Annotated in this window: 14 protein-coding genes; 8 read left to right on the top strand and 6 right to left on the bottom strand. The window is 54.0% G+C overall.

Going from position 1 to position 13928, the window contains the following annotated elements:
• Window positions 1–68: 68 nt before the first annotated feature.
• Window positions 69–674 (bottom strand): DUF3732 domain-containing protein, encoded by a 606-nt coding sequence (locus ABUK73_RS20285; protein ID WP_353578878.1) that lies wholly within the window; start codon window positions 672–674, stop codon window positions 69–71.
• On the opposite strand from ABUK73_RS20285, the gene istB reads away from it, so the two are divergent.
• The 6 genes from istB to ABUK73_RS20255 all read left to right on the top strand — a co-directional run bounded on the left by istB (window position 610) and on the right by ABUK73_RS20255 (window position 6434).
• A complete protein-coding gene (istB, locus tag ABUK73_RS20280) occupies window positions 610–1395 on the top strand; it encodes an IS21-like element helper ATPase IstB (RefSeq protein WP_353578877.1) in 786 nt (261 codons plus the stop codon). The two genes, ABUK73_RS20285 and istB, sit on opposite strands and share 65 nt — an antisense overlap.
• A gap of 779 nt (window positions 1396–2174) precedes the next feature.
• The gene (locus tag ABUK73_RS20275) at window positions 2175–2579 is read left to right on the top strand and encodes a hypothetical protein (protein WP_353578876.1); all 405 of its coding nucleotides are present in this window, start codon (window positions 2175–2177) and stop codon (window positions 2577–2579) included.
• A 198-nt stretch (window positions 2580–2777) separates the two neighbouring features.
• Entirely contained in the window at window positions 2778–3701 is a 924-nt protein-coding gene (locus ABUK73_RS20270) for a siderophore ABC transporter substrate-binding protein (protein ID WP_353578875.1), read from the top strand.
• A 27-nt stretch (window positions 3702–3728) separates the two neighbouring features.
• Entirely contained in the window at window positions 3729–4688 is a 960-nt protein-coding gene (locus ABUK73_RS20265; protein ID WP_353578874.1) for an ABC transporter permease, read from the top strand.
• Window positions 4681–5646: an iron chelate uptake ABC transporter family permease subunit gene (locus ABUK73_RS20260; protein WP_353578873.1), complete on the top strand. Its 966-nt coding sequence runs from the start codon at window positions 4681–4683 to the stop codon at window positions 5644–5646. Before ABUK73_RS20265 ends, ABUK73_RS20260 begins: the two co-directional genes overlap by 8 nt.
• Entirely contained in the window at window positions 5643–6434 is a 792-nt protein-coding gene (locus tag ABUK73_RS20255; RefSeq protein ID WP_353578872.1) for an iron ABC transporter ATP-binding protein, read from the top strand. The genes ABUK73_RS20260 and ABUK73_RS20255 overlap by 4 nt, the downstream gene beginning before the upstream one ends.
• Before the next feature lie 16 nt (window positions 6435–6450).
• Here the strand turns inward: ABUK73_RS20255 and ABUK73_RS20250 are convergent, their stop codons facing one another.
• The 4 genes from ABUK73_RS20250 to ABUK73_RS20235 all read right to left on the bottom strand — a co-directional run bounded on the left by ABUK73_RS20250 (window position 6451) and on the right by ABUK73_RS20235 (window position 10913).
• Window positions 6451–7266 (bottom strand): AraC family transcriptional regulator, encoded by an 816-nt coding sequence (locus ABUK73_RS20250; RefSeq protein WP_353578871.1) that lies wholly within the window; start codon window positions 7264–7266, stop codon window positions 6451–6453.
• Between the two features lie 77 nt (window positions 7267–7343).
• Complete coding sequence (locus tag ABUK73_RS20245) at window positions 7344–9503, bottom strand: TonB-dependent receptor (RefSeq protein ID WP_353578870.1); 2160 nt, start codon at window positions 9501–9503, stop codon at window positions 7344–7346.
• A gap of 316 nt (window positions 9504–9819) precedes the next feature.
• Complete coding sequence (locus tag ABUK73_RS20240; RefSeq protein WP_353578869.1) at window positions 9820–10347, bottom strand: chromate transporter; 528 nt, start codon at window positions 10345–10347, stop codon at window positions 9820–9822.
• On the bottom strand, window positions 10347–10913 hold the full coding sequence (locus ABUK73_RS20235) for a chromate transporter (protein ID WP_353578868.1): 567 nt from the start codon (window positions 10911–10913) through the stop codon (window positions 10347–10349). Before ABUK73_RS20235 ends, ABUK73_RS20240 begins: the two co-directional genes overlap by 1 nt.
• A gap of 105 nt (window positions 10914–11018) precedes the next feature.
• Here ABUK73_RS20235 and ABUK73_RS20230 point away from each other — a divergent pair, with 105 nt between their 5' ends.
• A complete protein-coding gene (locus ABUK73_RS20230; protein ID WP_353578867.1) occupies window positions 11019–11927 on the top strand; it encodes a LysR family transcriptional regulator in 909 nt (302 codons plus the stop codon).
• 211 nt (window positions 11928–12138) lie between these two features.
• Here ABUK73_RS20230 and ABUK73_RS20225 read toward each other — a convergent pair whose 3' ends face one another.
• Window positions 12139–13026, bottom strand: a complete 888-nt coding sequence (locus ABUK73_RS20225; protein ID WP_353578866.1) for a LysR family transcriptional regulator — start codon at window positions 13024–13026, stop codon at window positions 12139–12141.
• A 123-nt stretch (window positions 13027–13149) separates the two neighbouring features.
• Between ABUK73_RS20225 and ABUK73_RS20220 the strand changes: the two genes are divergently transcribed.
• Window positions 13150–13928 (top strand): CapA family protein (locus ABUK73_RS20220; protein ID WP_353578865.1); only part of this gene is annotated, 779 nt, incomplete at its 3' end.

Here is a 13928-nt window from a genome sequence, read left to right as displayed (position 1 = left end):
TTTTGGCGGCGAGCTTCGATCATTCATGATGCTGCCGGTGACACCGCCCGCGAACGTGTCTTTACCGGTCAGCCGTTCGGCCAATCCATGGGAACCAACGTCTCTTCATTCCACCAATCATGCCTCAGGTGCCGCATGAATTCTTTGTCGTCTTCGAACCTTGCATGGTCAGTGACGATGATCTGGAAACCGCCTTCCATTTCGGCCGCCACTTTGAATAGCCAATGGTAGATGCGCTTCACCTCTTGCCAGTCCTCTTTGTCCCGCGCACCCGCGACCGACGGGAAGTACACCTGTGATGGCTGATCAAGAACGATAAACGAGGGTACGGGTCGATTGTTGCCGCGGAACCACGCGTGGAGTGCCATATGGCCCAGCAGATGGTACCAGACCCAATTTCGGCCGCTTCCGAAGCGAGAGAACGGAACAGTCTCGTCGGGAAGTTGGCTGACCAGCCGCGGGCCTCGGATGTCGAAAGTTAGAAACCCGGCCGAATACTCCAGTTTTTGTTCACGAGCCCACTCGGTGAGCGTGTTGCCGATGGCGCCAAGGAACATGGTGGTCTTGGCACGTACATCTCCTAGGTTTGTTTCGTCTTCGAGTACCTCGATGTCGGATATTAGGGCATCACGGGCGCTCTCCTGCGCCGCGTTGCGGTCGGTGTCAGCCGTCACAGACCTGATCGAGCAAGGTGCTCCAGCTTTTGATGCAGCCGTGCCGATCCTCTCCCAGTTGCTGAAAGCCGAGATGGCCGAGCGCGAGGTCCGCTCCATCGCCTATCATATGAAGGCTGCACGCTTCCCTGCCTACAAGGACATCTCTGGATACGACTTTGCCGCCAGCGAGATCAACGAAGCGACGGTGCGCCAGTTGCACAGATGCGAGTTCATTGACGGAGCGCAGAATATCGTGCTCGTCGGCGGACCGGGCACAGGCAAAACCCACGTGGCGACGGCCCTTGGAATCCAGGCTATCGAACATCACCGTCGAAAGGTCCGCTTCTTCTCAACCATCGAATTGGTCAACGCACTTGAGCAGGAGAAGGCCAAAGGCAAGGCAGGCCAGATCGCTGAGACCTTGGTCCGCCTTGATCTGCTGATCCTTGATGAGCTCGGATACCTTCCATTCAGCGCTTCAGGCGGAGCGCTGCTCTTCCACCTGTTGAGCAAGCTCTATGAGCGGACCAGCGTGGTGATAACCACCAACCTCAGCTTTAGCGAATGGGCAACCGTCTTCGGCGACGCCAAGATGACGACGGCATTGCTCGATCGTTTGACCCATCGCTGCCATATCCTGGAAACAGGTAATGACAGCTTCCGCTTCAGGGCCAGTTCGGCAGCCGCAGCAAACAAGAGAGGAGAAAAAGCCAATCCCTTGACCAAAACCCAATCATAAAACCATAGTCAGAGGTGGCTCACTTCTCGGTGGAAAAACCGGCTCAGTTCCACATGGAAACCAACAGTCTGACATTAGAAGGCAACCTGCGCCCCTAGACGATAAGTTTTCGCTTCCCTCATGATCGTCCTATGGATTCACGGCTGGAGAGTTTTTTCCAGCCGTTCCCATCAAAGCACCGTAGCTGTCTGGCCTCAATCCCTGCCGATATGAACCCCCGTAACGTAGCTTGTTTGCTCCGATGCTAGGAATACGGTCATCTAGGCAACTTCTTCCCGAGTCGCCATTGGCCCACCGGGATCCGACCTATTGCTGTATCCCGCGCCGCTGCTTCGGTAATGTTTTTTCGCTTCGCATCCGCCTTGAGACCCAAGGCTTCCCAACGCTTGGGGAACTACATCTTGGCTGACTGCGAAAGTAAATTGACCGAATTGCGCAATGACGCCAAGTCTGGATCCAGATAAAATGAAGTGTCAACTCAACATATGTCGTCGTTAGCTGTCGACCTTGTGATAGCTGCACAAATCATTGGTTACCCTAATCATCATTAAAGCAATTAATTGCCTTCCCCCGAGCGAGTCTCGCAACGATGCCGCGGAGGCTGACGATTTGGTGGCTTTAAGACGGCGGTAGCGCCTTTTTCTTGGCGAAACCATGCGGAAGGGCTGCTCTATGAGTTTTGGGCTCACCACCATTTGGGGAACGGTCTCGGGCATTCAAGCGGAATATCTACGATGCCTCACGGCAAGTCAGTTCTTACAACGTCCATGGAGAATGTCATGAATATCGATGCTTCCAAGTTTCCCTATGTCTGGGTGGACTTCTTTCACAATCACGAAGAGGCGGAGCATGACCACACGGAGGATTTCGAAAAACTTGCAGCGCTTCTTCTACGGAGGGAAGAGTTTGTCTTTCTAAGCCAAACACTTGAACAAGCTGAGCACGAGCATACGCAGGAGGAAAAAAAGCAAACCTCTCTTTGGATGAAAAAGCACAAGCAGGAGCTTCGAACGTATGTCAAGGGCATGGTCCACATCGAGCCCGGAGCTGCAAAACGGCTGGCGATGAAGGCTTTTGCCGTTACATTTGCAAAATTCTGGGGCTATCCGTTGCTTGTTGCGGGCTCCAAAGAGGAGGCCTTGGGTTTTGCCGAGCGTCTCTTGTCAGATGCGCCTGATAAGTAGCTGTCTGCAACACTTTCGATCCGACCGGGCTTGGAGGCGCACTCGATGGCAAGCGAATCTGGCCGGGTTGCGATATACTTTGTCCATATGCCGATATGCGCAAGACAGGTAAACGTGACATATCGGGTCATGTTATTTTCGAGCCGGATGATGGACGCTATCTAGCTACCGCTTTCGCCTGATGCTCTGGGACCAATCATGTTAAGAATTACACCTTACTTCGCTGCGACGTTCACGTTGTTTTCCTTTTTCGCGCCGTCAGGTATCGCTCATGCCAATGATGTTACAGTTCAACATGCGATGGGTGAAACGCAGATCAAGAAATATCCGGAAATCGTTGCAACGTTAGATATTTCGGCGCTCGACACCCTGTATGCGATCGGCATTGACGTGCAAGGCGTGCCAAATCGAATTTACGCGCCGTATCTGCATAAATTCGATGGTCAAGAATATAGGAAGGTCGGCTCTGTCTTTGAGCCGGACTACGAGGTCCTCGATGCGATGGCCCCCGATCTGATAATTGTTGGTGGTCGCTCAAGCCCTAAATACAAGGAGGTCTCCAGGATCGCCCCGACGATCGACCTTACTCCTGATCTGAAGGATCGGCTCGGAAGCACAATCAAATATGCGGAGGAGCTAGGAGAGATATTTGGCAAGCAGACAGAAGTTTCCGAACGGGTGACCAAACTACGGCAGTCGATCGAGGTGGTTAGAGAGAAGGCGCACGCCACTGGAAACGGCCTTTTGATCATGACCACAGGTGGCAAGATGTCGGCTATGGGGCCGGGGACGTGGTTTGGCATGATCTATGATACGTTTGGCATAACGCCAGCTGTTAAAAACTTCGACACCAGCTTTCACGGGCAGATTGTCTCACCTGAGTTCGTGCTTGAAACCGATCCTGATTGGCTTTTTGTCATTGATCGCGACGCCGCGATCGGAGAAGTCGGCGCTTCAGCAAAACAGATTGTCGACAATGAACTGATCAGACAAACGAAAGCCTGGAAGATGGGGCACGTCGTCTATCTCGATCCCGTCCATTGGTACGTTGTCAGCGATGGTTTGATCGCGATGCAGGCGATGGCCGACGAGCTTTCCAAAGCTCTGTCCAGCCCGCAGTGAAAAGCAGGTTTCGCTGGTGGCATCGCAGTGAAGTATTTCGTTATCGGCATATGTGGTCTCGCCGCACTGGTGCTCGCAAGCCTCCTGGTTGGCGCAGTGGCTTTATCGCCCTATGATCTGTTTTTTGGGCAGGGCGAAAAGGCGAGATTAATCCTCCTTTCGAGCCGTCTTCCGCGCACGATCGCTCTTGTCCTGGCGGGCGCTTCTATGGCGATCGCAGGTTCTATCATGCAAATGCTATCGCGGAATCGATTCGTGGAACCGGGCACATCCGGGACGATAGAATCGGCAATATTTGGTCTTCTCCTTGTGACGCTGATTGCACCCGGCCTATCTGTTCTCTTCAAAATGCTCGTGTCGGTCGCAGCCGCATTGCTTGGCACTGCTGTGTTTCTCGCTGTGCTCGAACGCACGCCTTTGCGGTCACCTCTCTTGGTTCCCTTGGTCGGCTTGATGCTTGGCGGTGTGATCAACGCAGCCGCCACGTTCATTGCTTACCGCTTCGATGTTCTTCAATCACTCGTCGGATGGTCGACGGGGGATTTTTCAATGGTGCTTCGTGGCCGATATGAGCTGCTATGGATTTCATTTATTGCGGCTGTTGCTGCCTATGCGATTGCGGATCGTTTCACCCTTGCCGGGCTTGGCCAGGACATATCGGCTAACCTCGGCATGAACTTTCGAAGAACATTGTTCGTTGGGCTTGGAGTTGTCGCCCTTGTGACGGCATCCGTTGTTGCGACGGTTGGCGCGGTTCCCTTTGTGGGACTGGTGGTACCGAACGTCGTGAGCATGATTATTGGCGACAATGTCAGGAGAGCGGTCCCGTGGACGGCATTACTGGGCGCTGCATTCGTGCTCGGCTGCGACATCGTGGGGCGGACGATTATAAGGCCGTACGAGATACCCTTGGGATCAATCGTCGGTGTGATCGGCAGCGCAATCTTCTTGCTCCTCCTCAAGCGTGCGGCATCACGATATGGCTGAACCGATCAACGGACGCAGCCCGGCGGTGGTGCTTATCTTGCTTGCCGCTCTCTCCATTATAGCAGCTATTGCCTTTCTCACTGTCAATCTTGGGCAGAACTGGTCCTATGCTCTTGGTCTTAGAACACAGAAGCTCGCAGGCCTGGTGCTGGTTGCCTATGCTGTGGCCACGTCAACGGTGCTGTTCCAAACGATAACCGAAAATCGAATTCTCACACCCTCAATCTTGGGATTCGACGCATTCTATATCCTCATACAAACGGTCATGGCTTATGGATTCGGGCACTTGTCGGTAAGCAACACAAACCTACAGATCGTCTTTCTTCTACAGACCGGGGTGATGGTCGGCGCATCGGTACTGATCTATCGATGGATGTTGAGCGGAAAAAAAAGAGATCTACAGTTCGTTGCGCTGGCAGGTCTGATGTTTGGAATCCTCCTGCGCAGCGTTTCCAGTTTCCTTCAGCGTGTGATTGATCCTGGTGAGTTCGCCGTGCTGCAGGATCGTCTGTTTGCGAGCTTTAATCTTATTCATGCTGATCTATTAGGAATTTCGGCGATTTTAATCGGTGGCGCGTCGGTGATCGGTTGGCGGATGCGAAGCGATCTCGACGTTCTCGCCCTTGGCCGAGACACTGCAATCAGTCTCGGGCTGGATTATTCTCGAGCCATAAGAGTGGCGCTTTTTCTCGTCTCGGTACTGGTGTCGGTGTCGACCGCACTGGTTGGGCCGGTCACGTTTTTCGGCTTGCTTGTCGCACATCTGGCCTATCGGATCGTCGGTACCCACCGACATGCGGTCATTTTACCGGCAGCGGTATGTATCGCTTCGACGGCGCTTATAGCGGGTCAGTTCATACTTGAACGCCTGTTTGCTTTCACAACAAGCCTGAGCATCGTCATTGAATTTTTCGGGGGCATTGTTTTTCTGTTCCTCATTACCCGGAGAGCAACTTGATCGAAACACGGGGCCTGACAAAGCGCTACGGCGAGACCGTGGTTGTCGATAACGTGTCCGTCAGGATTCCGCGTGGCGGAGTGACGTCGATTATCGGTCCCAACGGTGCGGGAAAATCAACGCTCCTGTCCCTCATCAGTCGACTCATACCTCCAACGAGTGGTACCGTAACGATAGATGGAACGAGCATAGCATCTATACCGTCCCGGCATCTCGCGACGCTTCTCTCTATTCTCAGGCAGGACAATCATTTTTCCGTGCGCCTGACCGTTTCGGATTTGGTGGCTTTTGGACGCTATCCATATTCGCGGGGCCGGCTGACGCCAGAAGATCGCCAACATGTTGACAACGCATTGAATTACCTCGGCATGACTGGCCTCAAAGAGCGATTCGTCGACGAGCTGTCAGGCGGTCAAAGGCAACGCGTTTTTCTCGCCATGGTGCTTTGCCAGGATACCGATTATCTGTTGCTCGATGAGCCATTGAACAGTCTGGATATCAAGCATGCTGCAATTACCATGCACCTGTTGAGGCGTGCCGCTGACGAACTCAACAAGACAATTATCACAGTGCTGCACGACATTAATTTTGCAGCGGCTCATTCTGATCGGGTTATCGGAATGAAGGATGGGCGCATCTTCTGCGATGGGGGGCCGGATCAGGTGTTCACTCCTGACAATCTGTCGAAGCTCTTTGAAATTGAAATGAGTGTTCAGGTACAGGACAAGCAGACGATCGTTAACTACTTCACAGCCGTGCCGCTGCGGACCACGGAGAGAAGTCGATGAGATTCGTGTCTCGATCTCAAGCCGAGCGTTCTTCAGCCAGACTGTAGGTTTGCTCCATCAGGTAACGGGCTGGCGGCTTGCCCAAAGTCTTTCGAAACATTGTCACGAAACTGCTCGCGCTCTCATATCCCAGATCTATTGCAACATTTTGAACGGTTTCACCGTCACCAAGTCGTTGAAGGGCGAGGACGACATGCATTTGACGTCGCCAGCGGCCAAAGCTCATCCCAGTTTCGCCGAGAAGAGACCGGCTCAAGGTGCGTTCGCTCAATCCTATTCTGCCTGCCCATTGGGCTAATATCGCCTTGTCACTGGGATGTTTAAGGAGCAGGTCTGCAAGCTGTCGAAGGGGAATTGACTTTGGCATAGGAAACGAAAGCTTCACGTCTTTTGCCGCCTCAAGTTCATCTAACAGGACTGCCATGATCCGAAAATCCGCGTCGAAGAATGGCGCGTCGACAGGCGATTGCGCGCACCGGAGAACCAATTCCCGAAAGAGGGGCGAAACGGAAAGTGTTGCGCATGACTTTGGCTGCATGGTGATCAATTCGGGTTCGATGAAGACAGAGTAACATTCTATATTACCCGACATGCGCCCTGAATGCGCTTTCCCTGCGGGCAGCCATAGCGCACAGTGGGGAGGGACGATCCAAACGCCATCATCGGCTTCGCACGTCATCATTCCTCTGAGGTTCAGTAAAAGCGATGACTTTCTGTGCGCGTGCTGACCTTTTTCCCAGTGGGCAATGGCCCTCTTCGCACCCACGACGATGAGAGGTTTTTCTACCATATCAGGATCAAATTCTGTCTCGAATTCTTCCAATATAGGCATAGAAAAAAACTCCCAATCATTTGCAGTCGGTATTGGCGCAGACGCACAATCTATCTAACGCTGCTGATCGTGGCCAATCAGAAAGACTTTGAAACCCCGACCCCTAGAACGCGGCCCTGGCTGACGGAAACAAGTTGGCTTCCGAAGGCCCCCGCAGCACCGAACGTTTCATAACGTTCGTCAAACAGGTTGCGTCCGAAACCGTAAAGTTCAAAATCTCCGCCATCGTTTTTCCAGCCAATTCGAGCATTGACGATGTGATATGCGTCAAGGTCGAATGTGGACTGCACATCAGCGGGGCGAGAGCTTCTGTACTGATAATCGATGGCCGCATTGAAGGAGCCTGGCAAGCCCACCATCTCAGCATCCGTTTCGTAAGCCAAGCCCGCCGAGATACTCCATTCCGGAATATTGGGAACCCGGTTTCCTTCAAAAAGCGAACTTGCTCCGTCAGATCCAAGCCGAGTATGTGTATATCCCAAGCCCGCGTTAAAGCTCAATTCGTCTGTAATTGCAGCGCGCGCCTGCAATTCGAACCCCGACGTCTCATAACTCTGGAACGTCGTGGCGAAGCCTCCAATACCGGGGTCAAAATAGCTCAGGACGCCGTTCTTCACATCGTTATAAAAGACACTCCCGTCCAATTCGAGACGGTCATCAAACATTGCAACCTTGGTGCCAAGTTCATACGTCCAGTTTTCGGCCGCCGGGTAGGCGTCGGCGACAATACCGTTGTTCGGATACGAAAACAGCGGGTAGATTCTCGTTCCATGTCCGCGCGCTATGGAGACGTAGGTCTGTGCGGTTTCGCTCCATTTGTAAGCGAGGGCGGTGCGTCCCGTGAGATAGGTTCCATCAGCATCGCTGTCACCCGTGAGGCTGGGAACCCCAAGATCATTGGTCTTTTTTACTTTGATGTCATCACGGCTCAGACGTCCACCAAATGACACTTCCCATTTCTCGCCAAGCGGAACGGAGGCGTCACCGAACAGGCCAAGATTCAATGCACGAAGATTGGTATTCATGGTGACGAGACCGGAATATGGGAAGGGTGCGCATTGAGGAGCCGCGCAACTGTGGTCGAGATCTGAGTAATTGAGGCTCGCTCCCACGACCCACCTGATATCGTCGCCTTCAAGGGAGTTCAGTCGGATCTCCTGACTGAAGGCTTTTTCCTCATCAACACCGAGCCATACATTGCTCCCCACCAACGGGAAAAACGATGGAATGAGGATATCGTTTGCTTCAGTCCGGGCCTTTATCTTGTTATTCTGGAAGCCCGTAACGGACGTGAGGGAGAAATTCTCGAACTCGTGCTTGATATTCACTCCGGCATCGGCATGTGTCGTAACATAGTCAGGTTCTGTCACGACACCGCTGATCGGGAACCCCGGCGCTCCACGCAAGAGAGAAAATGGGGCGTTTGAATCGTCACGAAGATAATTACCTGTCAGCGTGATCGTCGTGTCCTCTAGGCCATTGAATTGCAGGCCTCCACGGAAGGCACCTATTTTGCGTGCGCCGAGATCGTCGGTGAACAGGCTGTCGATATCCCCGTCATAGTGATTGAAACGAATTGCCATTCTCCCGTTCAGAGCGTCTGGAATCAGCACGCCGCCGAGTGTGGCTTCGCCCATGGCATAGCCATGTTCGCCATATTCCGTCGTAATTTTCGCCTCATGTTCTCCATCCGGCTGTTTGGTGGTCACATTGATTGCGCCGCCAAGTGCGTTCGTGCCCCAAAGCGTCCCCTGCGGTCCGCGAAGAACTTCCACATGATCGATGTCGAAGAGCATATTCTGAGAGCTCATCATACTCTGGGGTATGCCATCGACCGTGAAGCCAATCGTGCCATCGGAAAAATTGTTCGGTATGCCCAGGGAGCTGATGCCGCGGATTGCAAAGAACTGTCGTCCTACGGTTGAGTTCTGCCATACGACGTTTGGAGACGTTGCTGCTATTGCTCCACTTGAATCAAGTGCGTTACTCTCAATGGCTTGTGGCCGAACGACCGTTATGCTCTGAGGGACGTCAATTAACTGCTCTTTTGTTTTCCGTCCCGTTACGACTATCGGCTCAAGGACAGTTGCTTCCTGTTTGGTCGCTTCCTGGGCATTTGCAGGAGCGGTTGACGTGGCTACAATCGCGAGCATCGATACGCGAGCAAGGCATTTCACCCTATGATAATTTTGGATTTTGTTGTGCCTACATATTTTAATTTTGAGATTGCTGCCCATGCTCTATCGCCCCAATTAACTTGACTATTTAAGTCTTCTAATCGGCTTCGTGATCATGAGCATATCGACATAATGACAAAGTATGTTTCATTCCAGCCAAAATGTTTGGTGACCAGCCATTGTGGCATTTGGACCACTGCGAGGCAGGCTCTCCACGCGTGCTGCAATCTCATTTAGATCTGGTTGCTGGTTTTTACGGAAATGATTTTAGTCGCGGATGTCTTGCTGTATAGGTGCAAGCGCGAGGTTCATCGTCGAGGGATCGGCTCTTATCGCTTGATCCTCGCTTAAGATGTAGAGAACGTGCTCATCATCTTTATGCTTGGCCAAATCCGCTCAGGCCGATCAAAGCGCCGACTGCAAGCACGACCAGAGGGTGGACGCGCGTCTTCACCAACACGGTTGCGCAGCCCGTGACGATAATGGCAAGAACCCAGTTGAGAGCAGATGCTGCGGTTATAACCGCTGCGCTGGCGGCGACCAGTCCTGCGGTCATCGGAACGAGACCATTTTGAACGATTCGCCGCCATGGTCTGCCCTTGAATCGGTTCCAGAGATGGAAAGCGACGCCTGTGACGATCGATGACGGACCGAACTTCGCAACGGACGTGACAAGCACCCCTGCCCAGCCGGCGACATGCCAGCCGACGAGCGGGACCACCATCAGGTTGGGGCCAGGTGCCGCTTGGGCCAAGGCGAACAGCGCTCCGAATTGCTGGGCAGTCATCCAGTGACGCACATCGACGACTTGGCGATGCATCTCCGGCAGGATGGAATTCCCACCACCGAACGCCAGCAGCGAAAGCTGGGTGAAGATGATGGCGAGGGTTATCAGGGTGCTCATCATGCCTCCAGCCTCCACGTTGCCAGGATACTGATAGGGGAGAGCACCAGCATCGTGGGCAATAGAGGCAGGTTAAAAAAAGCGATGGCGAGAAAGCATACGGCGGCGATGGCAATGGCAACCGGACGTCTACGCAACGGTAGGACGATCTTGATGGCCATGGACACCAAAAGACCTGCGGCAGCCGCAGCAAGTCCTGCAAATGCGTGTTGGACGTGGACGTTGTCGTGGAACTGGTCGTAGACGACCCCGAGACAGATGACGATGGCGGTGGGGGCGGCGATCAAACCGAGAATGGCCGCCAAGGCACCTGCAACGCCCCGAAACTTCAGACCCACCGCGACCGACAGGTTGATGATGTTTCCGCCTGGAAGGAACTGGCAGAGACCGAGCAGTTCCGTGAACTCTTCCGCACTCAGCCATTGCCGGGTCTCGACCAGCATGCGGTGGGCAAGCGGCAGGACGCCCCCAAACCCCGTCAGGCCGAGCATGAAAAAGCCCGCGAAAAGCGACTGGATGTCCGGAACGGCAAGTTCCTTGTTGGATGGTTGACTATGGCTATCCATGAGTTGGACCTGTCGATTTGGTTTAGGATGGTGCCTTTTTTACGCTTCACGGCAGCGCTTGTCCAATATATGGATCAAGGTAAATGCATATGCAGGAGGTATGTCGTGATAGAGCTTCGCCATCTTCGATACGCCGTAGCGGTTGCTGACGAGGGGCATATCACGCGCGCAGCGCAGCGGCTTGGTATCCAACAGCCCCCACTCAGCCAGCAGATACGAAGCCTGGAGGCCATGGTCGGTGCGACATTGTTTAGGCGGATGCCTCGCGGCGTCGAGGTCACGGAGGCTGGCAAGACATTCGTGGAGAAGGCCAGGGCAATTCTTCAGGATGTCGAGCTTGCGGTGAAAGCGACCCGAAACAATGCGCGTGGCGACGAGGGGGGCCTGGTGGTCGGGTTCACCAGTTCGGCGGCCTTCCATCCTATGGTAACATCGGCGGTTCGAACGTTCAGCGAAAACTGGCCTGGGGTGTCGCTGAAGCTCGAAGAATCGAGCACGCAAGATCTGATCGACGCCATTCGAGCCAAGCATCTCGACGTCGCCTTCATCAGGTCGCCCGTGGAAGATTCATCTGGGCTGACCATATCTCACATCCTTGACGAAGAGATGCTCGTGGCGCTTCCGGATAGCCACCCACTTGCGTCGACAGACGTCGAGCGCGATCCTATCCACCTGTCCGAACTGGCGGGCGAAGACTTCATTCTTTATCGACGTCCGTCTGGTCCGGGCCTCTACGATAGCGTCATTGCCGCATGCTTGAGCGCAGGATTTAGTCCGCGGGTCAAGCATGAAGCGCCACGGCTGCTGTCAACGCTGAGCCTTGTGGCAGCCGGTCTCGGAATTTCCTTGGTCCCCCGTTCCATGGCTCGCTTGGAGACACACGGTATAGCATATCTCCAGATCGCGCGGGATACCCAACTCGTCGCGCCACTGAACCTCGCGACACGAAGCGCCGAAGTCAGCGGCGCTTTGAGGCGATTTGTGGAGATGGTTATTCAAAGGCATGACAGGTGATCGTCCGGCGTGGTGCAGACAGCATCGCCAGATATAGCGGGAGCACCTATAATTTGGCTCTTTGACCGCAAGCTCATCAGTTCTACAAAATAAGGTGTCGGCATTCCTCATCCATTCAATGCGTGGCACTGACGACCTTCCATTTCACGCATGAGCTTGGGTTTCACATAATTATAGAAGCAATATTAGTGATGTCATCTCCATAGCCAGCTCACTGTTTTTCACTGCGACAGGCGTCCATGAGCAATGAAGCGAAAACTCGCACAATCGGTGGCGCATTTTGTTCGTCAGCATAGACGAGCATTAACCTGACCTGATGCTTTATCCCGGTTGCCAGTTCCAGCGGTACCAGACGCCCCGCTTTCACATCGTCTTCGATCAAATGTATAGGCAGTCGCCCAAAACACAGCCCATGACGAACCGCTGCCAATGCGGCATCGAATGTGTTGACACGCCATTTGGGCTCTCTCGCGGCGGTTGGTCGGTCCTGTCCCTCTAAGTGACCGACGACTTGTAGTCTGGGATAGAGGGATAGGGCATCTCGTGCCAATGGTGCATTCAGTTCCAGAATCGGATGGCCTGGGCATGCCACCATCAAGGTGGTGATCACCGTCAAAGGATGGGCGAAATCGGTGACCGCGTTGGAAATCCTTATGGCGAGATCATAGTTTTCTGGCTCGATCGGCTCTGCACCTCTGACCAATTCGTAGTGGATGACCTCCACCTGCGGATAGGTTTTCTTGATTGTTTCAAATGCATCAATCAGCATCGACCTTGGGAATACGGGATCCACCAGCAGTCGCAATCTCACATGCCCGACCGCATCATTTGCTTTTCCACGTAGCTCAAGTCGCTCCAGGGCTGAGATCAGCGGAACGGCTTCGGCGAGAAGCGTGCGACCGATTTCCGTCAGATGCGCTTTTCGTCCTGTGACTGCCACGAGTTGTACGCCCAGCCGGTCCTGCAGTCTTGAAACGGCATAGCTGACCGAGGACTGGCTTCGGTTGAGTTTTGATGCGGCTTTGGCAAAACTTCCCGCGTCGATCACCGTGCGCAACACGGCCCATTGTTCGAGAGTGGTTTGGGGAATGGCTGACATATCGGATTATTCGATCAACTTTTCCTAAAAATCAAGTTTTTATCGATTGATCGCGTGCGTTAGAGGAAAGGGAGGAGGGGTTTGGGAGTGCTCAATCACCGCCATTATTTAGGGAGAGATCGAATGAAAAAACTGTCCATCTATTTGCTCGCCACATCTGCAGCCTTCAGCGCGGCGTGGACCACAGCAGACGCGCAATCGGCCCGCACGCGCACCGACCCTAAAAGTTTTGTTGTCCGCGACCTAACCAAGGAATTGCGCAACAAGATGACCGGGAACTACACATTGGCACTTGCCGGTGACGTGCTGATGCAGGAACCGATGGGCAAGCGTATGAGCCCGGAACTGAAATCGGTTCTGCGCAATGCAGACACAACGATCGGGAACGCGGAGGTTTTCATCGTTGACCGACGTTTCTGGGCTGGCCCCAATGGCTATGGCAACAATTGGGCGCCGAAGGAATTGGCAGCTGACTGGGCCGATCTCGGCTTTGACCTGATGGGCGCTGGCGAGGCGGCAGGCGGCGAGGCAGGAATGATCTCGACGCTCAAAATCATGGACGAGGCTGGCATCAAGGTTGGCGGATATGGTCCAAACCTCACCGTGGCGCGCCAGCCGGTGTTCCAGGAGCTGGAGCAGGGCCGTGTGGCCATGGTTTACGCGCTTCCCGTTGGACCCGTTGCATCGCCTTCGGAGACGGCGCGCGACAAGAAGGGCAACGAGGGTGCGGAGCAATGGGGCCTGAATACGCTGAAGTTGACCCAGAGTATGACGGTGACAGCGGAGCAGCTCTCACAGCTGAAATCGATCCGCGATTCTGTCGTCGCCCGCCGCACCGAACCGGACGTGGCACGACCGATCGACATGCCGAGGGACAAGCCGGACTCGATTGAACTTCAGGG

This window comes from Agrobacterium vacciniicorymbosi (genome assembly GCF_040427045.1).
In the GTDB taxonomy this organism is placed as follows: Bacteria; Pseudomonadota; Alphaproteobacteria; order Rhizobiales; family Rhizobiaceae; genus Agrobacterium.
The sequence above is the reverse complement of the archived record's forward strand: the minus strand, read 5'-3'. Positions and strand labels throughout refer to the sequence as shown.